Annotated in this window: 20 protein-coding genes; 7 read left to right on the forward strand and 13 right to left on the reverse strand. The window is 59.9% G+C overall.

From position 1 onward, the window contains the following. Window positions 1-2: 2 nt before the first annotated feature. From phnK to phnF, 6 genes are read right to left on the reverse strand one after another with little or no spacing between them, the layout of a single operon-like run. On the reverse strand, window positions 3-791 hold the full coding sequence (gene phnK, locus WFM45_RS18925; RefSeq protein ID WP_197787556.1) for a phosphonate C-P lyase system protein PhnK: 789 nt from the start codon (window positions 789-791) through the stop codon (window positions 3-5). Beyond that, window positions 791-1,651: an alpha-D-ribose 1-methylphosphonate 5-phosphate C-P-lyase PhnJ gene (locus tag WFM45_RS18930; RefSeq protein ID WP_004933420.1), complete on the reverse strand. Its 861-nt coding sequence runs from the start codon at window positions 1,649-1,651 to the stop codon at window positions 791-793. Before WFM45_RS18930 ends, phnK begins: the two co-directional genes overlap by 1 nt. Beyond that, window positions 1,644-2,729: a carbon-phosphorus lyase complex subunit PhnI gene (locus tag WFM45_RS18935; RefSeq protein WP_336956832.1), complete on the reverse strand. Its 1,086-nt coding sequence runs from the start codon at window positions 2,727-2,729 to the stop codon at window positions 1,644-1,646. Before WFM45_RS18935 ends, WFM45_RS18930 begins: the two co-directional genes overlap by 8 nt. Beyond that, window positions 2,729-3,310, reverse strand: a complete 582-nt coding sequence (phnH, locus tag WFM45_RS18940; RefSeq protein WP_336956834.1) for a phosphonate C-P lyase system protein PhnH — start codon at window positions 3,308-3,310, stop codon at window positions 2,729-2,731. Before phnH ends, WFM45_RS18935 begins: the two co-directional genes overlap by 1 nt. A gap of 3 nt (window positions 3,311-3,313) precedes the next feature. Continuing rightward, window positions 3,314-3,757 (reverse strand): phosphonate C-P lyase system protein PhnG, encoded by a 444-nt coding sequence (gene phnG, locus WFM45_RS18945; RefSeq protein ID WP_019453314.1) that lies wholly within the window; start codon window positions 3,755-3,757, stop codon window positions 3,314-3,316. After that, window positions 3,758-4,486: a phosphonate metabolism transcriptional regulator PhnF gene (gene phnF / locus WFM45_RS18950; protein ID WP_047025109.1), complete on the reverse strand. Its 729-nt coding sequence runs from the start codon at window positions 4,484-4,486 to the stop codon at window positions 3,758-3,760. It abuts the gene before it with no gap. 227 nt (window positions 4,487-4,713) lie between these two features. Between phnF and WFM45_RS18955 the strand changes: the two genes are divergently transcribed. The 4 genes from WFM45_RS18955 (at window position 4,714) to WFM45_RS18970 (ending at window position 9,350) form a co-directional block, all read left to right on the forward strand. Further along, on the forward strand, window positions 4,714-5,769 hold the full coding sequence (locus tag WFM45_RS18955) for a permease (protein ID WP_336956837.1): 1,056 nt from the start codon (window positions 4,714-4,716) through the stop codon (window positions 5,767-5,769). Between the two features lie 40 nt (window positions 5,770-5,809). After that, window positions 5,810-6,001 carry a hypothetical protein gene (locus tag WFM45_RS18960; RefSeq protein ID WP_336956839.1) on the forward strand — a complete coding sequence of 64 codons (192 nt, stop codon included), beginning with the start codon at window positions 5,810-5,812 and terminating at the stop codon, window positions 5,999-6,001. Between the two features lie 340 nt (window positions 6,002-6,341). Further along, complete coding sequence (locus WFM45_RS18965; RefSeq protein WP_336956841.1) at window positions 6,342-8,681, forward strand: KAP family P-loop NTPase fold protein; 2,340 nt, start codon at window positions 6,342-6,344, stop codon at window positions 8,679-8,681. Window positions 8,682-9,014: 333 nt separating this feature from the next. Continuing rightward, the gene (locus WFM45_RS18970; protein ID WP_336956842.1) at window positions 9,015-9,350 is read left to right on the forward strand and encodes a hypothetical protein; all 336 of its coding nucleotides are present in this window, start codon (window positions 9,015-9,017) and stop codon (window positions 9,348-9,350) included. 248 nt (window positions 9,351-9,598) lie between these two features. On the opposite strand, the gene WFM45_RS18980 is transcribed toward WFM45_RS18970, so the two are convergent. Then, a complete protein-coding gene (locus WFM45_RS18980; protein WP_336956844.1) occupies window positions 9,599-10,453 on the reverse strand; it encodes a LysR family transcriptional regulator in 855 nt (284 codons plus the stop codon). A gap of 99 nt (window positions 10,454-10,552) precedes the next feature. Here WFM45_RS18980 and WFM45_RS18985 point away from each other — a divergent pair, with 99 nt between their 5' ends. Together WFM45_RS18985 and WFM45_RS18990 are read left to right on the forward strand one after the other, a co-directional pair. After that, complete coding sequence (locus tag WFM45_RS18985) at window positions 10,553-11,410, forward strand: DMT family transporter (protein WP_336956845.1); 858 nt, start codon at window positions 10,553-10,555, stop codon at window positions 11,408-11,410. A gap of 26 nt (window positions 11,411-11,436) precedes the next feature. Then, window positions 11,437-12,354, forward strand: coding sequence for a M14 family metallopeptidase (locus WFM45_RS18990; protein ID WP_336956847.1), 918 nt, complete (start codon window positions 11,437-11,439; stop codon window positions 12,352-12,354). A 156-nt stretch (window positions 12,355-12,510) separates the two neighbouring features. Here WFM45_RS18990 and nrdG read toward each other — a convergent pair whose 3' ends face one another. The 3 genes from nrdG to WFM45_RS19005 form a co-directional block, all read right to left on the reverse strand. Beyond that, window positions 12,511-12,975, reverse strand: a complete 465-nt coding sequence (nrdG, locus tag WFM45_RS18995) for an anaerobic ribonucleoside-triphosphate reductase-activating protein (protein WP_039567952.1) — start codon at window positions 12,973-12,975, stop codon at window positions 12,511-12,513. Between the two features lie 168 nt (window positions 12,976-13,143). Further along, entirely contained in the window at window positions 13,144-15,282 is a 2,139-nt protein-coding gene (gene nrdD / locus WFM45_RS19000; protein ID WP_336956850.1) for an anaerobic ribonucleoside-triphosphate reductase, read from the reverse strand. A gap of 244 nt (window positions 15,283-15,526) precedes the next feature. After that, entirely contained in the window at window positions 15,527-16,441 is a 915-nt protein-coding gene (locus WFM45_RS19005) for a LysR family transcriptional regulator (protein WP_336956852.1), read from the reverse strand. A gap of 105 nt (window positions 16,442-16,546) precedes the next feature. Here WFM45_RS19005 and WFM45_RS19010 point away from each other — a divergent pair, with 105 nt between their 5' ends. Further along, on the forward strand, window positions 16,547-17,071 hold the full coding sequence (locus WFM45_RS19010; protein ID WP_099982315.1) for an NAD(P)H-dependent oxidoreductase: 525 nt from the start codon (window positions 16,547-16,549) through the stop codon (window positions 17,069-17,071). Between the two features lie 28 nt (window positions 17,072-17,099). Here the strand turns inward: WFM45_RS19010 and treC are convergent, their stop codons facing one another. The 3 genes from treC to treR all read right to left on the reverse strand — a co-directional run bounded on the left by treC (window position 17,100) and on the right by treR (window position 21,332). Beyond that, a complete protein-coding gene (treC, locus tag WFM45_RS19015) occupies window positions 17,100-18,764 on the reverse strand; it encodes an alpha,alpha-phosphotrehalase (RefSeq protein ID WP_336956856.1) in 1,665 nt (554 codons plus the stop codon). Window positions 18,765-18,831: 67 nt separating this feature from the next. Further along, entirely contained in the window at window positions 18,832-20,247 is a 1,416-nt protein-coding gene (gene treB, locus WFM45_RS19020) for a PTS trehalose transporter subunit IIBC (RefSeq protein ID WP_103085879.1), read from the reverse strand. 137 nt (window positions 20,248-20,384) lie between these two features. Continuing rightward, window positions 20,385-21,332: a trehalose operon repressor TreR gene (treR, locus tag WFM45_RS19025; RefSeq protein WP_015376450.1), complete on the reverse strand. Its 948-nt coding sequence runs from the start codon at window positions 21,330-21,332 to the stop codon at window positions 20,385-20,387. Between the last annotated feature and the right edge of the window lie 330 nt (window positions 21,333-21,662).

Here is a 21,662-nt window from a genome sequence, read left to right on the forward strand (position 1 = left end):
GGTTACGACAGCACCGAAGAAACCAGCAACTGGGTGTAAGGATGGTGCGGATCGTCCAGCACCCGGTCGGTCAGGCCGCTCTCCACCACTTCGCCCTGTTTCATCACCAGCAGGCGGTGGGCCAGCAGCCGCGCCACGCCGAGATCGTGAGTGACGATCACCGCCGCCAGCTGCATCTCTACCACCAGATTACGCAGCAGATCGAGCAGGCGCGCCTGCACCGATACGTCCAGCCCGCCGGTCGGCTCATCCATAAACACCAGCCTGGGGTGGGTGACCAGATTGCGGGCGATCTGCAGCCGCTGCTGCATGCCGCCGGAGAAGGTGGTCGGCAGATCGTCGAGGCGCGACAGCGGGATTTCGACGTCTTCCAGCCACTGGCCGGCCTGGCGGCGAATGTCGCCATAGTGGCGCTGGCCGATGGCCATCAGCCGCTCGCCGATGTTGCCGCCGGCGGAGACCTGCGGCCGCAGCCCGTCGAGCGGGTGCTGATGCACCACGCCCCAGTCGGTGCGCAGCAGGCGGCGGCGATCGCTCTCCGCCATGGCGTATAGATCGTGTTCCTGGCCCGCCTGCGGGCGGTAAAGGATCTGCCCATGCTGCGGCGCCAGCCGCGCCGAGATCGACTTCAGCAGCGTGGTTTTGCCGGAGCCGGATTCGCCGACGATGCCCAGCACTTCACCGGGGTAGATGTCGAATGACACGTCGCTGAAGCCCTTGCCGGGGGCGTACAGGTGGGTGAGCCGGTTCACCGACAGCAGCGGAGTGGTGCTCAAAGGGGTGGAAGTCATCAGTGCTGCGCCTCTTGCGAAGATTGCGCCAGCTGCTGCCGGCAGTAGTCGGTGTCCGAACAGACGAACATGCGGTTGCCCCGATCGTCGAGCACCACCTCGTCGAGATAGCTGTGGCGCGAGCCGCACAGCGCGCAGGGTTCGTCCCACTGCTGCACGCTGAACGGATGGTCGTCGAAGTCCAGGCTCTCCACCTTGGTGAACGGCGGCAGGGCGTAGATGCGTTTCTCGCGCCCGGCGCCGAACAGCTGCAGCGCCGGCATCATGTGCATTTTCGGGTTGTCGAATTTCGGGATCGGCGACGGATCCATCACGTAGCGATCGTTGACCTTCACCGGGTAGGCGTAGGTGGTGGCGATATGGCCGTAGCGCGCGATGTCTTCATACAGCTTCACCTGCATCACGCCATACTCCTCCAGCGCGTGCATCTTGCGGGTCTCGGTTTCGCGCGGTTCGATAAAGCGCAACGGCTCCGGGATCGGCACCTGATAGATCAGGATCTGATCTTCGCGCAGCGCGGTTTCCGGAATGCGGTGACGGGTCTGGATCAGCGTGGCCTCCGGCGTGCGTTCGGTGGTTTCCACCCCGGCGACGCGCTGGAAGAAGCGGCGGATCGACACCGCGTTGGTGGTGTCGTCGGCGCCCTGGTCGATCACCTTCAGCACGTCGGCGCGGCCGATGACGCTGGCGGTGAGCTGAATGCCGCCGGTGCCCCAGCCGTAGGGCATCGGCATCTCGCGGCCGCCGAACGGCACCTGATAGCCGGGGATCGCTACCGCCTTGAGGATGGCGCGGCGGATCATGCGCTTGGTCTGCTCGTCCAGATAACCGAGGTTATAGCCGGTCAATACTTCACTCATCGCGGGCCTCCTGACGCTCGCTGTATTCCTGCCGCAGCCGCTTGAGCAGTTCCAGTTCAGCCTGGAAGTCGACGTAGTGCGGCAGCTTGAGATGGGAGACGAAGCCGGCGGCCTCGACGTTGTCGGCGTGGGCCAGCACGAACTCTTCGTCCTGCGCCGGGCCGGCGACGCCTTCGCCGTAGTCGGGGCTCTGCAATGCGCGGTCCACCAACGCCATCGCCATCGCCTTGCGTTCGGCGCGGCCGAATACCAGCCCGTAACCGCGGGTGAAGTGCGGCGGGTGGTCTTTTGGATCGACGAAGCCGTTGACCATTTCGCACTCGGTCAGCAGGATTTCGCCGATATCGATGGCGAAACCGAGCTCTTCCGGCACGATCTCCACCGAAACGTGGCCGGTGCGGATCTCGCCGGCGAACGGGTGGTTGCGGCCGTAACCGCGCTGGGTGGCGTAGCCGAGCGCCAGCAGGAAGCCTTCGTCGCCGCGCACCAGCTGCTGCAGGCGCGCAGAGCGCGAGCAGGGGTAAACCGGCGGGTTGCGGGTGATGTCGTCCGGCGTGCTGCCGTCGTCCTGTTCCTCCCGCGCCAGCTGCTGGCGACACAACAGATCGAACACGTGGCTACAGTTGTCCGGCAGCGGTTCGTCGGCCTGCGGCGCGCGCGGCGCCTCGCCTTCCGCCAGCAGCGCGAAGTCCAGCAGCCGGTGGGTGTAGTCGTAGGTCGGCCCCAGCACCTGCCCGCCGGGCAAGTCTTTGTAAACCGCCGAGATGCGCCGCTCCAGCCGCATGTTTTCGCTGGCCAGCGGCTCGCTGACCGCCAGGCGCGGCAGGGTGGTGCGATAGGCGCGCAGCAGGAAGATCGCCTCCACCAGATCGCCGCTGGCCTGTTTGATGGCCAGCGCCGCCAGCTCGCGATCGTAGATGCCGCCTTCGGTCATCACCCGATCCACCGCCAGCCCCAGCTGCTGTTCGATTTGTTCCGCGCCGAGCGCCGGCAGCGTCTCGTCGCCGCGCCGCAGCTGTTCCTGCAGCTGGTGGGCGGCCTCAATGGCTTTTTCGCCCCCTTTTACCGCTACGTACATCAGCACACCTCCACGCGGGTGGTCCGCGGGATCGCCAGCAGGCGATCGCCGCAGGTCAGCAAGACATCCAGCCCCAGCGGGAAGCGCTGCGGGCGGTTGACCAGATAATCCAGCAGCGCCGGCGGCAGGCGCGGCGCAATCAGGCGTTGGCTCTCGATGCCGGGGCCGGTCAGGCGCAGCGCGGCGCCGTTCTCCAGCTCGGCAAGCTGCACGATGACCGTGGCGCCGCATTCCGGCGAGATTTCAGTGCCGTGCGGCAACGCCTGCAGATCGGCGGCCTGCAGCTGCTCATCGAACAGGGCAAAACAGACCTCCTGCGCCGTGGCGGCCAGCGGCGCGCCGCTGTGAAAACGAATGTTTGTTAGCACTTGCTCACTTTTAAGCGCAGCGCACAGCTGCAGCGGCGTTTCCTGATCGGCCAGCGTCAGCAGCGCGGCGGTGCTGGCGGCGTTCAGTGGCGCCCAGGCCGGGCCGCCCGGCAGCGTCACCCGGTGGCCCGGTTCGCTCAAGGCTTTAAGAATCAAACGGAAAGCGTGCTGCGATTGGTCTATCGGTTGCTCAAAACCGGTCAATAAACTCATGGCTTAATCCCCTCGCACCAGCGTAAAGAAGTCCACCCGGCTGGCGGCGATCGCCCGGGCGCGCAGCTGGCGCTGTTCGTGCTGGAGCGCGGCCAGCGGCGCGATCAGCTGTTGTTGCAGGCGCTCGCCGTGCTCCGGCTGTTGCAGCAGCGCATCGGCCAGCGCGCACAGCTCGGCGTGCGCCTTGTCGCGCCCGGCGATATAGCTGTAGCCGTAGCCGCCGTTGTCCAGCTGCACCACCGCGCGGGTGACGGTCATGTCCCCCAGCACGAAGCGGCGGCCGGTGGCGCCCATGCGCCCCTGCAGCTGGGCCAGGCCGATCTCCGGCGCGCGGATGCTGCGGTAACCCGGGCTGAGGTTCAGCGCCTGCCAGTGGCTGCGCAGCTGCTCGGGCCGGCTGTGCGCCAGCACCGACATCCAGCGTTGTCTCGACTCTAAGGCTTGCATTCAGTGCTCCATCGTCAGTTCAATCATGTCGGCGCGGGCCAGGCTGACGGAGTATTCCGCCACGTCTTCGCCGCCGCTGCGGACGTTAAGGGTGCGCACGCACAGCAGCGGCGCGTGGGTGGCGATCTCCAGCAGCCGGCTCTCTTTGGCCTGCGCGCGGCGCGCGCTGATGCGCGTCTGGCGGCGGGTCAGCGGCTGCTGCAGGTGCTGTTCGATAAACTGGTGCAGCGAACCGCTGTGGAACTGCTGCAGCGCCGGCCACCACTCCAGATCGGGCAGATAGTGGTCGATCACGCTCATCGGCACGCCGTTGACCCGGCGCAGGGTGCGCAGGTGGATCACCATTTCGCCTTCTTCACGCGAGAGCGCGCTGGCGACATGCCCATTGCACGGCCGCAAGACTGCGAGTAAGCGCTCACTGGTGGGGTGGCTGCCCTGCTCGAACAGGTTCTGGCTGAAGCGGGTGTTGGCGTGCAGCGGGTAGTCGTAAGGCCGCATCAGCACCAGAATGCCGACGCCGTGGCGGCGCTGCAGCCAGCCGCGCTCTACCAGTTGATCCACCGCGCGGCGCAGGGTGTGGCGATTGACCTGATAACGCTCGGCCAGCTGCTGTTCCGAAGGCAGATAGTCGCCGCAGCGGTACTGCGTGCGCAGCTCCTGTTCCAGCTGTGCGGCGATCTGCTGATAGCGGGTGGGGTAAGTGGTCGGATGTCTAGATAACTCCATCATAATAAAAACCTCGTCATACCGATGGCGGTGCGATGAAGGCGAAAGCAGTGCGTTTCATCGGGCGTCTACCCTATGGTTTTCAAGTTGGCATCATGGTGCCGGGCGCAGATGACAATCGCGTTACGCGTCGGTGGCGAACAGATGAACTATTTTGGACAGCCCGGGCGTGCACGGGCGGCGGCGGCGCGCTATGCTGGCGCCACTGTTGACTCACTCTGGCCGCTACCATGCCGCAACCTCTGAACGCCCCTGAACACGCCCCACGCGCCTGGCCGCTGTGGAAACCGATCCTGTTTCTGCTGGTGGTGGCCGTCGGCCTCTACTACGTCAAATGGCAGCCTTACTACGGCAAGGCGTTCGTAGCGGCGGACAGCCACTCGATCGGCAAATCGATCCTGGCCGACGGCGCCGCGAGCCCCTGGCTGGCGGCCTGGCAGTACGCGCTGGTCTACTTCACCGCGGTGTGGAAGGCGGCGCTGCTCGGGGTGTTGTTAGGTTCGCTGGTGCAGGTGCTGATCCCGCGCGACTGGCTGGCGCGCACGCTCGGCCACCGGCGTTTTTCCGGCACCATGCTGGGGGCGCTGATCGCGCTGCCGGGCATGATGTGCACCTGCTGCGCCGCGCCGGTTGCCGCCGGCATGCGCCGCCAGTCGGTGTCCAGCGGCGCCGCGCTGGCCTTTTGGCTCGCCAACCCGGTACTGAACCCGGCGACGCTGGTGTTCATGGGGTTTGTGCTCGGTTGGCCGTTCGCCGCCATCCGCCTGGTGGCGGGCGTGGTGATGGTGCTGGGTATCGCCTGGCTGGTGCAGCGCGTGACCGCCAACGATCCGCAACCCGCCGCGCCGCAGCCGCCGCTGATGATGGCGCAGAGCGATGAGCAGCCGTTCCTCGCCCGCTGGGGCAAAGCGCTGTGGGCGCTGTTTTGGTCGACCATCCCGATCTACGTGTTGGCGGTGCTGGCGCTGGGGGCGGCGCGGGTCTGGCTGTTCCCGCACGCCGACGGCGCCGTCGACAATAGCCTGCTGTGGATCATCGGCCTGGCGATCGTCGGCTGCCTGTTCGTTATCCCCACCGCGGCTGAAATCCCGATCGTGCAGACCATGATGCTGGCGGGCATGGGCGCCGGCCCGGCGCTGGCGCTGCTGATGACCCTGCCGGCGGTCAGCCTGCCTTCGCTGCTGATGCTCAACAAAGCCTTCTCCGCCCGCGCGCTGTGCCTGACGGCGGCGCTGGTGGTGCTGTGCGGCGTGCTGACCGGCGTGGTGGGGATGGGGTTGGTGTAACTGATTCGTGACTTGATGCTGTCTCAAGGAGGAGATGGAAATGGAACAGTGGAATAAACCTGAAATGGACGTAGAGGTGATGTTGCAGGAGCAAGCGCTGCGTGAAAGGGTGGATGCCGCCCTTGAACGCTTAAGAAACGGCACCGCGGTTTATCTCAGCCATTCGGAGGTAGAAAAACGAATGGCTATATTTAAAGCGAAAATCCGGGGGCGTTATCGGCGAGGGGGATGAGGGGGGCGTTCAGAGCGGGGCTGGCAGGTTCTAAAGGTAGAACAGGTGGGCAGCTTTGAACGAGAAGCGGAAGTTCGGAATGCATACTTACATTGAAGTATCTTGAGCTATAGAGAGTAGGTCACTGGTGCTAACTTACACCTGCTAGATTCTCCTTAGTATTCTCGCTTAGTTGATGTAGTTGCCCGATCTCCGTTCATGTTGAGAAGACAAAACCGCTATACTGGCTTGCAATTGCCGCAGCGAGCTCTCTCCAGTTAGCTGGCGTAGACAAAGTTCAACCAGTGAAGTCTCTAGCAATAGGACGATTAATACCTGCATCCTTGGGAGATGGTGTGCGATGAATAAGCTGTTGTTCCGTCTGGCGGTATGGCGCGCTCGTCGTCGCGCGAAGCCTAATGCTGATGCCGTAAGGAACGAGCGACCGGACAGAGGGATTGGGGCTGAAGCTCCGATTCGGACAGCATCCGAAGATCGCCTTAGAAGGGCTGAATTCGCGGTTCGCATAGCCGACGTACTTTCGGAGCTTAGTTTGCGCGAAGGGCGAGTGTTCGCTATTCGTGGGGGATGGGGCTTCGGCAAATCATCACTGAAAAACCTCACCACCGAACGGCTCGATGCCAAGAGCAGCGGAGCGGACTGGCTCGACTTTAACCCCTGGCAATGGGGGGATGGCGACGCAATCGCCCGCGCGCTATTTGGCCAGATAGCAAATCGCTTGGGAGGCGAGCATTCGAAGGCAGCACTCGACCGTGCCGAAGCACTGCGACGCTACGGCGCGATCCTTACCGGGGTCAGTAAACCTCTTAAAGAGGCTGGGAGTTCAGGCCTTCTAATCTCGACGGTGCTAACAAATGCCTCGGTTATAGCGATCGCGTCGGCAATTGGATACGACCTTCCGACGGTCGCAAAGGTCGCGGCTGTTCTCGCTTTTCTCTCGGTCGGAGTACCTCTTCTCGGACGCGTACTATCGCATCTCGGGCGTGACCATAGCGGCGAGTCTCTCGACAAGGTACGTAGAGCGCTTGAAGCTCGTCTTCGCGAACTTGACCGGCCGCTGGTTGTCTTCGTTGACGACATCGATCGGCTCGAGCCTGAGCAGATCAGGATGCTGCTTCGGCAGGTAAAAGCGAATGCTAATCTACCGAATATTGTTTTTGTGCTCCTGTTCCAGCCCAGTATCGTAGAACGAGCACTAGATCCGGTTGCCGACAACGACGGCCGAGCCTTCCTTGAAAAGGTCGTGCAAACTAGCTTTGATTTACCGGCCGTACCGACATCTTTCGTGCATCGTATGTTCGAGGAGGAACTCTCTGAAATAGCGGGTTCCTATGCGACTGAGGCCAACGGGTTCTCTCAGAGACGCTGGGGTAACGCTTTCATTGGCTGCATCCAGCCTATGCTTCGCAATATACGCGATGCACGTCGTCTCATCTCGTCCATTGCTATACATATGCCACTGCATGTGGTCGGCAACGTATTTGAGGTGAACATTGTTGATTTTCTGCTTCTGGAGACACTCAGGGTCTTTGAGCCCGACCTCCATGATGCACTGTTCCGTGAGCGAGGATTGGTTCTCCAGGAAGGACGCTACTCCCGTGATAGCCGACGGAAGATAGACCGGGAATCAGCGGAGATACTTCTTGATATTGTGTCGGAGGAGCGCCGTGATGTTGTTCGTGACGCGCTTAAAGACTTATTCCCTCCCATCGAATGGGCATATGGGGGGATGAACTATGCAGACGGTTTTCATCGTCAGTGGTTAACGGAGAAACGAGTGTGCACATCGCGATACTTCCCACGTTACTTCGAACTCCAGACGACAGTCGGAGAAATATCTGAGCGCAGCTTCGTTGACTTTCTCGATGCTACGGCGACAGAGGACGAGCTCTCTGTGGCAATCGCTGCCGTCGAAGCTGACGGCCTGCTGAATTCGCTCGTTGCGAGGCTCGACGAATCCGTCGACCGATTACCGATCGAGAACGCTGCTGTTCTACTCCCGGGGATGTTCGGACTCGCTGAAAAACTTGCAGGCAAGAACAGCGGCGCCTTCAACTCGTCATATGTGGCAGCATGGCGTGCAACAAGTTGGTACCTGAAGCGGATTCCTGAGGATGTTCGAGGCGGTTTGGCTCTTGAAGCACTCCGTAAAAGTGAAGCGCTATCCGTTGCCTCAATCCTGATTCATCTCAGCGATCCCACCGATCGGAATGAGGGCGAGAGTAGAGCGTTAGAGCCAGCGTTAGATCTTAACACCGTTGTGGCAATGAAGACTGAATGGCTACGGTTGATAAGGATCCGCGCAGCAGACGGCGATGCGCTGATTGCTGAACCGGATCTCATATACCTGCTCTATCGCTGGAAAAACTATACCGATTCAATGGACGAACCACGAGAGTGGATGATGAATGCAATTCAAACCGACCAAGGCTTCGCAACCATGGTCACACGCTTGATGAGCCGTGGTACAAGCCACACGTATGGTGATAGGGTCTCTACGCCCCACAATAGTTTCAACAAAGAAACAATTGACGATTTTATCGGTATTGATGTTGCTAAGGCTAGGATTGACTCGATTAATCCTGACCAGTTCCCTGAGCACGAAGAAGCCCTGCGAGTGCTGCTTAGGCATCTAGAAAGGTGGCTTGGGTTGAGAGCAAACGACATTCTCGATTTTTAGATCATTGGAACAGCAACAGCCTCAAGCAAGGAGTTCTGCTGTAAATCTCTCACCTAAGTGGACTATGTGCTTTTAGATATCTGACCTAACGTGCCATAACGTCCGCGATGTCCGCTTCTGGCACAGAGTGGGCAAGCTAACGGAGCTAAAGGTTCGCTGTGAGCGATGAACGGAAGTTCGTTTTCGGGTAACATAATCCATATGCTAGAGGATCTCTAAAAGAGAATGGGGCGTCTAATCGGGATACTTACAACGATTCTTACCGTATTCACAGTAAGCACTCTATTTGGCGTATTTTTATTCAAATAGCAAACACCAATAAAAGGAATTTTCATGAACAATATTCCATCTATGCCGCAGTTAGGGATTTATGTCTCGAAAATTGATCCCACCTTTCGCATAACTGTAACCGACGTTGATATTGTTGATGACGATGATGACCTTCCTGATGATGAATTTTTTTATTTAGTCAGCTGGATCGAGGGGGAAGATGAAAGTGATATGTCCGCGATGGAGTTTGAGCTAGACCCAGTAGAGTGGCAGGCTTTCGTTGAGTCTGAGCAATTAGTGTTTGAGCGCGATCCGTACATGGATTCAGTCCCCGAAAATTCACACCTTGCGAAAATTCGGGATTTACTCATGAAGGCTAAACAAAATGACCGTTCGTAAGCAACCATCATGAAAGAGGCTTAGCGAGTGTTATCTATTTGGGGCAAACGGCAAACGAATTCGCGAGCAATTTGCCACCAAAGGTGGAGCACTTTCACATGAACGCTGTTTAATAAATTACGCATCTGACCTGCTCCCCGTTGATCAACTCAGACTGTTGTTAGCAACGTCCGCTTCAGCACAGAGCGGACAAGCTTACTGCACCAAAGGTCCGTCATGAGCGAGAAGCTGACATTTCCGTCCATCGCTTACCTGCTGAGTTGAAGCTTAATTTCATTCACCAGGAGCTCATTTAGCGTGGAGTTGGCCGTGTTATCGCGGGAAATAACCACAACGTCCAGTGACGGTAATGGCGGTAATTGCTCTGAATTTATGATGTGCAAAGAATCCGGAACGCTACACCGGGTCAGCACGGCGACGGCCATGCCACTTTCAACAGCTGCAATCTGGCCTGCCACATAGGGGCTGCTGTAAGCGATCCTGTAGCCGCAAGGGAGTTTTCCAAGGGCGGACATCACTTTTTTGCGGGCTTCACTGCCGTATTCATAGACGGCTACAGACAGGCGTTGGTCTTCCCTGATTACGCTATTTTTCGCTCCAGTCCATACCAGTTGTTCACTGAAAAGAAACTCTCCGCGTCCGGGTTTATCCCGGGTGACAATGGCGACATCAAGCATCCCGGATTCGATTTTGGGAATGAGAGTCAGGGAGGGTTCGCAGAACAGTGAGATTTCTATTGCCGGATATTTTTCCCCGAATGCTTTGAGTACATCCGGAAGATAACGGACGGCGTAATCATCAGGGATCCCCAGGCTGATTTTTCCGTTTACATTCGAACCTGCCAGGCTTTGCATGGCCTCTGTATACACCCCCAGAATTCTTTGGGCATGTACTAACAGCTCCTGGCCCGCCAGAGTGAGGGTGAGTTTTCTCACCTCGCGGTTGAAAACCTTACGCCCAAGCACCTCTTCGATTTTTTTTATGTGCATGCTGATCGCGGATTGCGAGCGGCAGAGCGACGACATGGCTTCTGTCATTGATCCCGTCCGGGCCACCACGATAAAGGTTTTTAACCAGCTGATTTCGAGTTGCGAGTCGCTCACTTTACCTATCCGATATTCGAATTCTGTTGCCGTGTATTATTCATTTTACGGATAACTCCTGTAAAGGTAAATTCGCCTCAGCGTTTTGTGAGGTGACAGATGCATAATATCAGGGCATATCTTGCCATCCAGCTATGTACCCTTTTGTTTGGGTTGTCCGCTCTCATTGGTGAGCATGTCCAGAGTGAGATTACTGCGGTTGTATTTGGAAGAAGTCTGTTTGCTCTTATCCTGCTGAGCAGCCTGCTCTGCCTTTCAGACAACGGTCGTCTTAAGGTCCCCTGGCGTGATAAAAGCAAACTGATGCTGAATGGTGCGCTGTTAGCCGGACACTGGTTCTGTTTTTTTATGGGCGTCAGGGAAGGAGGCGTCGCGATCGGTACGCTCGGGTTTGCAACGTTCCCGGCTTTCGTCATTATCATTGAGTCTGCTCTGGCAAATAAAAAGCCGGCATATTTCGATATGGTGCTGATGACAATGATTGTGGCCGGCGTATATATATTAGCGCCGGTGAACACCGGATATGCAGATGCCATGAAAGGATTGCTGTGGTCTCTCGCTGCTGGTTTCAGCAATGCACTTATTATTATCTTTAACCGGTATATACCTGTTCGGGCCTCGGCAACTCAGTCTTCCTGGTGGCAGTGCGCCGGATGTTTAATTGCAACCCTGCCCGTTGGTACGACGGGCCTGTATTACAGTAACGGTCATGATATTGTCAGCATCGGCATTCTGGGCTTTTTATGTACTGGACTCGCATACTGGATGCTCACCTGGGGGTTACAGAGGTTACAGGCGCGCACGGTGTCAATGATGATTGTTCTTGAACCTGTTTATGCGCTGATACTCGCCTGGCTGTTCTTAAATCAGAGGCCCGACGGTCAGACCATCGCGGGAGCAATGTTAATCATCAGCGCTTCCCTGTTATCGGTTCTGTTGCCAGCCCGCGGCCGCTGAAATTTTTTTATTCTTCAGAGGGAAGTATGACAATTCAACAATTTTACCCGATCGGTACCCCAGGCAAGCCCTGGACCGAGACAGAAAAGCAGATATGGCAACAAAGACAGACGCGTGTCAGAAGCTATAAAAATGATGTCCTCGACGCGCTTCAGGCGCTTATTAAGCGCTATGACATCGTTCAGTATGGCGAGTTGCAATATGGTGATGATGTCTATCCTCTGATGGCGGCAAAGTCACAGGACTGGGAGCAGACGCTCCCTGTTGCCCTTATTACCGGCGGTGTTCATGGGTACGAAACAAGTGGTGTTCTTGGCGCTCTGGAATTTTTGTCCGATTGTCAGGAAGAATATGCGGGGAAATTAAACTTGCTTGTTGTACCCTGCGTCAGCCCGTGGGCGTATGAACGTGTAGCCCGCTGGAATTACAATGCCGTCGATCCTAACAGGCAATTTTTCGCGCAAGGCAGCGCAGAAGAATCGACAAGCTTAATGCAGCTCGTTTCCGGGATAAAAGGACGATTTCTGGTTCATGTCGATTTACATGAAACGACAGATACAGATGAAAGCGAGTTCAGCCCGGCGCTTGCGGCAAGAGATGGTCAACTTTACGAACCAGAATCTATCCCGGATGGATTTTACCTCGTCAGCGACAGACAGAATTCAAGGCTCGACTTCCAGCGTGCAATTATCGAAGCTGTGGAGAAGGTGACACATATCGCCCCGGCTGACCATGAGGGGAACATGCTTGGTTTTCCGGTAGTGAGCCCGGGCGTGATTGAATACGACAACGGTGCATATCATTTATGTGCCACGATCACCGGAGCTCCCTTCACCACAACCACTGAAGTTTACCCCGACAGCGCAGAAACCTCTCCGGAAGAATGTGTCAGGGCACAGGTAGTGACTATCCGTCAGGCTATCGATTTCGCCTTATCAAACTGATCGCTAAGGCCAGTGAGAAAACTCCTGGCCTAATTTTCATCCAGCATCAACGTCTGCTTCTGGCACAAAGCCGCCTATCAGATCAGGTTTAGCTCTGTGCCGTAGCCGTATCATGCCGACTTTGTATTAACACACGTCGAGACACGAGCTATCAGCTCATCGCAACCTATGCACCACCTGGTTGCTGCTGCCGCGCCAGATCAGCGCCGGGTCTTTCAAATCCTGCACGAACTTGCCGTCGATCAGCACGTTGATCCTGTCCACCACCTGCATTTGCTGCGCGTCCAGCTCCGCCAGCCGGTAGCCGGTCCACAGCCAGATATCCTTGCCGGGGCACTCGGCGCGCACCCGTTTCACCAGCTTCAAGATGCTTGGCACGTTGGCCGGGTGCAGCGGATCGCCGCCGGAGAGCGACAGCCCCTGGCGCGGCACGCGCGTATCGTTCAGATCGGCGATGATGCGGTCTTCCAGCGCCGGGGTAAACGGCTGGCCGGAGTTGAGCCGCCAGGTGCTTTTGTTGTAGCAGCCGGGGCACTGGTGCACGCAGCCGGCGACAAACAGCGTGCAGCGGGTGCCGGGGCCGTTGACGACGTCGATCGGATAGTACTGGTGATAATTCATGTGAGGCCTGCCCATCAGGCTATTTTACTGGCCATTTTGCCTCAGGGCAGGGCTCCCAATCCTCACGTACTGCGTGTACGCTGCGGTTGGTGCGTGCTGGCCGAAGGCAAACTGGCGGCGACAATCACGCCTGATGAACAGGCTTCTGCATAGGTTGCACGGCGTTTTTCAGCCGAGCTGCCCATTACCGAGGTGTTTCACCCGGCGTTTCACCTCTTCCTGCTTGCCGGCGTTGAACGGCCGGGCATCGGGGCTGCCGAGATAGCCGCACACCCGGCGGGTGACCGAGACCTTGGCCGAGTCGTGGTTGCCGCATTTCGGGCAGGTGAAGCCTTTGCTGGTGCAGGAGAATTCGCCGGTGAAGCCGCATTCGTAGCACTCGTCGATCGGCGTGTTGGTGCCGTAGTAAGGCACCCGGGTGTAGCTGTAGTCCCATACGTCTTCCAGCGCCTTCAGGTTGTGCTGCAGGTTCGGGTATTCGCCGTAGCAGATGAAGCCGCCGCTGGCCAACGGCGGGTAGGGCGCTTCGAAGTCCAGCTTGTCGTAGGGATTGACCTTCTTCTCCACGTCGAGGTGGAAGCTGTTGGTGTAATAGCCCTTGTCGGTGACGCCCGGCACCACGCCGAAATCGGCGGTGTCCAACCGGCAGAAGCGATCGCACAGGTTCTCGCTCGGCGTGCTGTAGAGGCTGAAGCCGTAGCCGGTCTCGTCCTTCCAGGCGTCGACGGCGGCACGCAGGCGCGCGACGATCGCCACCGCTTTGGCGCGCAGCGCTTCGTCGTCATACACGTGGTTTTCGCCGCCGAACAGCGCGTTGATGGTCTCGTGCAGGCCGATGTAGCCCAGCGAAATCGAGGCGCGGCCGTGCTTGAAGATATCGGCGATGTTGTCGTCGGCCTGGAGCCGCACGCCGCAGGCGCCTTCCATGTACAGGATTGGCGCCACCCGCGCCTTGATGCCTTCCAGCCGGGCGATGCGCGTCATCAGCGCCTTTTTCGCCAGCTGCAGGCGCTGTTCCAGCAGCGCCCAGAAGCGCGACTCATCGCCCATCGCCTCCAGCGCGATGCGCGGCAGGTTGAGGCTGATGACGCCGATGTTGTTGCGGCCGTCGTGCACCAGCTCGCCGTCCTGCTCGTAGGTGCCGAGGAAGCTGCGGCAGCCCATCGGCGTTTTGAACGAGCCGGTGACCTTCACCACCTGATCGTAGTTGAGGATGTCGGGGTACATGCGCTTGCTGGCGCACTCCAGCGCCAGCTGCTTGATGTCGTAGTTCGGATCGCCGTACTGGTGGTTGAGGCCGTCGCGGATGGCGAACACCAGTTTGGGGAACACGGCGGTCTTGCGGTTTTTGCCCAGCCCGGCGATGCGGTTTTTCAGGATCGAGCGCTGGATCAGGCGCGACTCCCAGCTGGTGCCGAGGCCGAAGCCGAAGGTGACGAACGGCGTCTGGCCGTTGGCGGTGTGCAGGGTGTTGACTTCGTACTCCAGCGACTGGAAGGCGTCGTAACACTCTTTCTCGGTGCGCGCCATGGCATAGCCTTTGGCGTCCGGGATCTGCCACTCTTCCGCCACCTGTAGGTGTTTACGGAAGCTCTCGTCGACGAACGGCGCCAGAATTTCATCGATGCGGTTGATGGTGGTGCCGCCATAAATATGGCTGGCGACCTGGGCGATGATCTGCGCGGTCACGGCGGTGGCGGTGGAGATCGACTTCGGCGGCTCGATTTCGGCGTTGCCCATCTTGAAGCCGTTGGTCAGCATGCCTTTCAGATCGATCAGCATGCAGTTGAACATCGGGAAGAACGGCGAGTAGTCGAGATCGTGGTAGTGAATTTCGCCGCGTTCATGGGCCAGCACCACGTCGCGCGGCAGGATGTGCTGCTTGGCGTAGTGTTTGGCGACGATGCCCGCCAGCAGGTCGCGCTGGGTGGGGATCACCTTGCTGTCCTTGTTGGCGTTCTCGTTCAGCAGCGCGCGGTTGCTTTGCTCGACCAGGCCGCGAATTTCCTGATTCAGGCGGCCGCGCAGCTCGCGCGCCACGTCGCGATCGTGGCGGTATTCGATATAGGCGCGCGCCAGCTGTTTGTACTCGCCGGCCATCAGCTGGTTTTCCACCGCCTGCTGGATCTCGTGGATATCGACGCGCGGCTGTTGCTCCATGCGCTGAGCGACCACGCGGGCGACGGTGGCGCAGTAGTCGGCGTCGACCACGCCCACTGCCAGCGCGGCGCGCTCGATGGCCTGCGCAATGCGCGCTTCGTCAAAAGGTACCTGGCAACCGTCCCGCTTAATCACTACTGGTTTCACGTTGTACTCCTTGTTCCCCGAGGGAGCGTTCATACCCGCCTGACGCGGCGAGCAACCGTCAAATTTCGCTTATCCACAGGGCAAAGCCGCAGCGCGCAGGGGCTGTGGCGGTGTGTGGATGATTTTGTGGATAACTACTATATATAGGTGTTCGCAATTATTAATGTACTATATATAGATATTGGCGCGATTCTTTTGATGTAGAACAAGGAAAACGGAAGAGCGTGCGTAAGCTGAACAGACGTCAATCGCCCGTTGGCCGATCGCGAAAATGTTCCAGCAGAAAGTCGACCCAGACGCGCACCCGCGGCGGCAGATCCGCTGAGGCGTAATAGAGCCACAGCTGCACCGGGCGCGGCCAGCATTGCGCCAGCACCGGCCGCAGCGTGCCTTGTTCGAAGTGCTTTTCAACGTACCAGCGCGCCAGGTTGACGATACCGAGCCCGGCCAGCGCCGCATCCAGCAACATCTCCGGCCGGCTGACCACCAGCCGGCCGTTCAGATCCAGCGCCAGCGTTTCGCCCTGATGGCGCAGCTGCCATTTGACGTGGCGGCCGTTGCCCGGGTTACGGTGCAGCAGGCAGTCGTGGCGCAGCAGATCGTGCGGCGTTTGCGGCTCACCGCGCCGCGCCAGATAGTCGGGCGAGGCCGCCAGCACCATATGCATCGGGTAGAGCGGGCGGGCCACCAGCCGGCTGTCGGGATCGACCCGGCTGCCGATGCCGACGTCGAAGCCTTCGCCCACCAGGTTCACCACCCGGGCGTCCAGCGACAGATCGAGATCGATCTGCGGATAGCGCGCCAGAAATTGCGGGATCAACGGCATCAGCATCTGGCGGCCGAAGCCGGGGATCATGCTGACGCGCACCACCCCGGCCGGCGCCTGCCGTTCGCCGCCGGCGCTCTCCAGCGTGGCCGCCAGCGCCTGCCACAGCGGCGCCACCTGCGCCAGCAGCGCCTTACCCTCGTCGGTCAGCAGCACGTTGTGGGTGTTGCGCTGAAACAGCCGCAGCGCCAGCTTCTCTTCCAGCGTGCGGATGTTTTTGCTGACCGCCGCCGGCGTGACGCCCAGTTGGCGAGCAGCGGCGGAGAAATTTTGCGCCTGCGCGGCGGCGAGGAAGGCCGGCAACAGGCGGTGCACGTCAAAGGGCAGCGACATAGTGGTTGATACTTTCAGTTGAAATTGAAGTGACCTTTAACAGCCTACACCCGAAGCGGCGGAAATGGAAAAATGCCCTCATCTTCTTATGACCGAGGAATCGTTATGTCACGCATTTTAGTGTTAACCGCCCACCGCACTCCCGACGAGTCGCGCATCAACAAAGCGCTGATCGCGGCGCTGCGTCCGTTGCCCAACGTTACCGTGCACGAACTGATCCGCGCGTATCCGGATTACCGCATCGACGTGGCGCGCGAGCAGGAACTGCTGCAGAGCCATGATGCGGTAGTGATGTTGTTCCCGTTTTATTGGTACAGCTCGCCGGCGATCCTCAGCGAATGGCAGGATGCGGTATTAACCTACGGTTTCGCCTACGGCAGCGAAGGCACTCAACTGCACGGCAAACCGCTGCAGCTGGTGGTGAGCACCGGCGGCGACGCGCAGGCTTATACGGCGGAAGGGTACAACCGTTATCCGGTGCAGGATCTGCTGCTGCCGTTCCACGCCATGGCCAACCTGACCGGCATGGATTATCTGCCGCCGCATCTGGTGCAGGGCGTGAGCGACATGAGCGATGAGCAGTTGGCGCAAGAGGCCGCCGGCGTGGCGGCGCTGCTGGGGAAATGGTAGGGCGCAGCGCTCGCCGCGCCCTGCGGGGTTAGTCTTCGAGCAGCCACCACACCGCTTCGAACGGCCGTAGCGTCAGCGCCTGCGGCTGGTCTGCCGAGTCGCTGTAGTTGCTCATCAGCGGGCGCCACTGGGCGGAAGGCTCCACGCCCGCCGCCGTCCAGTCCTGCGGCTCGCGGCTCAGGTTGGCCGCTACCAGCAGGCGCTGGCCGTTCCAGCTGCGCTGATAGCACCACAGCGCCGGGTGTTCCGGTGCCAGATCCTGATAGTCGCCGTGGGTCAGCAGCGGGTATTGCTTGCGCAGGGTGATCAGCTGGCGGTAGGCGTAAAACACCGAGTCGAGGTCGGCCAGCGCCGCTTCGGCGTTGATCTGCGGGTAGTTCTCAGCGCAGCCGATCCACGGCGTGCCGGTGGTGAAACCGGCGTGCGGCGCGGCGCTCCACTGCATCGGCGTGCGGCCGTTGTCGCGCGATTTGTCGGCCAGGATCGCCAGCAGCTCGGCGTCGCTGCGGCCCTGGGCGCGCAGTTCGGCGTACATGTTCAAGCTTTCCACGTCGCGATACTGCTCGATGGCGCGGAAACCGGGGTTGGTCATGCCGATCTCTTCACCCTGGTAAATATAAGGCGTGCCCTGCATGCCATGCAGCACCATCGCCAGCATTTTAGCGGCCGGCAGCCGCAGTGCGCCTTCATCGCCGAAGCGCGACACGATGCGCGGCTGATCGTGGTTGCACCAGAACAGCGCATTCCAGGCGCGGTTATGCATTCCTTGCTGCCAGTGGCGGAAGATCTGCTTCAGCTCCACGTAATCCGGCGCCGCCCGCGTCCATTTTTCGCCGCCGGCGTAGTCCACCTTCAGGTGGTGGAAGTTGAAGGTCATCGACAGCTCTTCGCCGCTCTGCGCCGCGTATTGCTGGCAATGTTCGAGCGTGGTGGAGGACATCTCGCCCACCGTCATCAGGCCGCGCGGCTGGAACACGTCGCGGCTCATCTCCTGCAGGAACTCGTGGATGCGCGGGCCGTCGGTGTAGAAGCGGCGGCCGTCGCCCTGGCTGTCAGACGGGAAGTCCTGCTGTTTGGACACCAGGTTGATCACGTCGAGGCGCAGGCCATCGACGCCTTTGTCCGCCCAGAACTGGCACACTTTCTTCAGCTCTTCGCGCACCGGCGGGTGCTCCCAGTTGAGATCCGCCTGCTCGACGGCGAACAGGTGCAGATAGTACTGGCCGCTGTCGGCGTGCCACTGCCAGGCGTTGCCGCCGAACTTGGAGCGCCAGTTGTTCGGCGGCGTATCGTCTTCGCCGTCGCGCCAGACATAGAACTGGCGATACGGGCTGTGGCGATCCTGTGCGGCCTTGAACCACGGGTGCTCGGTCGAAGTGTGGTTGAACACCATGTCCATCACGATGCGAATGCCGCGCTGGTGGGCGGCGGCGACCAGCTGCTCGAAGTCCGCCATCGTGCCGTAAGCCGGATCGATGGCGCAGTAGTCCGCCACGTCATAGCCATTGTCCACCTGCGGCGATACGTAGACCGGCGTCAGCCAGATGGCGTCGACGCCCAGCTCCTGCAGATAGTCCAGCCGCCGCGTCACGCCGGCCAAATCGCCGTAGCCGTTGCCGGTGCTGTCCTGAAAACTCTTCGGATAAATTTGGTAGATGACGCCGTTCTGCCACCAGGGGGTTGGGTTGCTCATAGTTCAATACCTTCGAATCGTGACAACGAGCCTGCGCGAGCAGGCTCCTACATTCATATTGCGTCAATCAAACCGGCAGCTCGCCGCGCGCGGCCTTGCGTTTGTAGACCATGATGGTCAGCACCAGCGGGATGACGATCGCCACCAGAATCGCCAGCGAGTAAATCAGCCAGAACTGCGGCTTGATAGACAGGATGCCCGGCAGGCCGCCGACGCCGATGCCGTTGGCCATCACGCCGTCCAGGCCGCAGATAAGGCCGGCGAAGGCGGAGCCGATCATCGCGCACAGCATCGGGAAGCGGTATTTGAGGTTGATGCCGTACATCGCCGGTTCGGTCACGCCGAGGTAGGCGGAGATCGCCGCCGGCACCGAGATTTCACGCTCGTTGGCCTTGCGGCTGATGATGATGATGCCGAGCACCGCCGAGGCCTGCGCGATGTTGGACAGCGCAATCAGCGGCCACACCGGGGTGCCGCCCATGCTTTGGATCATCTGCATGTCGATAGCCAGCGTGGTCTGGTGCACGCCGGTGATCACCAGCGGCGCATACAGGAAGCCGAACAGCGCGGCGCCCACCGGGGCGAAGCTGCCGGTCATCACCGCTTTCACCGCCCAGGCGACGCCGTCGCCGATCATGCGGCCGAACGGCCCGATCAGCGCGTGCGCCAGGAACACCGCCAGCAGCAGCGAGACCACCGGCACCACCACCAGATAGAGATAGTCGGGGACGATCTTTTTCAGCCGGGTTTCGATCCAGCCCAGCGCCATGCCCGCCAGGATCGACGGGATCACCTGCGCCTGATAGCCGACTTTCTGGATCACGAACCAGCCGAAGTTCCACACTTCCGGCGTTTGCTGGCCGAGCAGGTAGGAGTTCATCAGCTGCGGCGACACCAGGGTGACGCCCAGCACGATGCCGAGCACCGGCGTGCCGCCCATCTTTTTCACCGTCGACCAACAGATGGCCACCGGCAGGAACATGAAGATCGCTTCGCCCAGCAGCCACAGGAAGTCGTAAACGGTTTTCCACGCCGGGTGCATCTGCGCCAGCGTTTGGCCGCCGGACATCGGGATGTCGCCGATCACGTTGCGGAAACCTAGGATCAGACCGCCGCTGATCAGCGCCGGCAGCAGCGGGAAGAAGATCTCGGCGAAGTGGGAGATGGTGCGCTCGGTCCAGGTCATGTTCTGGCGCGCCGCCACCTTGGCCTGTTCTTTGTCGGCCTCGTTGACGCCGGTGCTGGCGATCAGCGCCTGATAGTAGTCGCCGACGTCGGTGCCGATCACCACCTGGAACTGCCCGGCGTTGGTGAAGCAGCCTTTGACCATCGGCAGCTCTTCGATCTCTTTCGGTTTCGCCTTATTGGGATCGTTGAGGACGAAACGCAGCCGGGTAATGCAATGGCTGACGGTGGCGATGTTCTCGCGGCCGCCGACCAAAACAATCAGGCGATCAATATCCTGCTGTTTTACTTTGCTCATTATGGGATACCTGCAGAGGTGTTGACTGAGTAATGATCAAAGCTTAGCCACTCGGCTTTTTGAATGAAATGGGAACGTTCCCGGTTTGGGGCGAGGATCACAAAATGACAAAAAATGGTCAATTTCTAATCAGGGAGTCAGGAAAGTTTGCTGGGCACCACCAGGCGGCGGATCCCCTGTTCGCCGCTGAGCTGCGCCAGCAGCTGCTGCGCGGCCAGCAGGCCGGCGCTGCCGTAGCCGAACTCCACCGACAGAGTGTCGGGGAACAGGAAGCTGAGCAGCGGGGTGTTGCCGATGGCGCACACCTGAATGGCGCGCGCCGGCTGCTGCTGCAGGTACTTGATCGCGCCGAGGGCGATGCTGTCGGAGGCGCAGATCAGCGCGCTGGTGTGCGCATCGATCACTTCGGCGGCGTGCTGGAAACCGCTCTGGTAACTCAGCTCGCCCAGCGTGGCGCGCGGCGTGAGCGTGAGGCGTTCACAGGCGTCGAGATAGGCCTGGTAGCGGCGCTGGCCGGTGGTGGCGTCGCTGAGCTGCACCCCCAGATAGCCGATATGCCGATGCCCCTGCCGGTACAGACGATCCATCAACAGGTTCACCGCGCCGGCGTCGTCGTAGCAGACGGACGAGAAGCCGTCGTATTCGCGCACCATCACCACCATTTTTTCCTGCCATGGTTTGAGCATCGCCGCGGTCAGGCCGGTGAAGCCGAACAGGATCACCCCGTCGACGTTGCGCTGGCGCAGCACGTGCAGGTGCTCCTGCACCAGGCGGGTTTCGAACTGGCTCTCCATCACGATCGGGTCGAAGCCCTGCTGATACAGCAGCGGCAGCATGGTGCGCACCGCCTGGTTCTCCGACGGCGAATCGAGACGGGAAACGATAATGCCCACCACTTTGTCGCTCTGGCCGCGCATGGCGCGCGCCGACTTGGAGGGGGTAAACCCTTGCTGACGGATCACCGCTTCCACCCGTTCACGGGTTTGCGGGCTCACGCTGCCTTCATTGTTCAACACGCGTGAGACGGTGGATTTGCCTACGCCGCTCAGGCGTGCGATGTCCTTGATGGTCAGCCGGTTTTGCATGGTTTACTTTTCGTTGAAGTGGACAGGCGTAACATAACGGCCTGTAAAACAATGCCCGTCAGCATAGCTCATTTTCCTACGGGGATCTTGATGCAAAACGGGATTGTTGCACTGCGCTGAACGGCCGCTCCTGCCGCTCTGTTTTTCCCTTTACCGGAGGTTATACCCCATATGGACCCCGACCCGACTGCTTTAGACACTCACTCGGTTCTCCGGTAAAACCTCTCCGCCTGGCGCTGCTGTTTTACCGGTGAAGTACATCACGGTAACCGGTAGCGCGCGCTTCGTCGTTCGCTCCTGCTGCTGAAAAAAATAATAAGGATCTGCGTT

Origin of the sequence: Serratia sp. KG1D (assembly GCF_037150675.1) — a bacterium.
In the GTDB taxonomy this organism is placed as follows: Bacteria; Pseudomonadota; Gammaproteobacteria; order Enterobacterales; family Enterobacteriaceae; genus Serratia; species Serratia nematodiphila.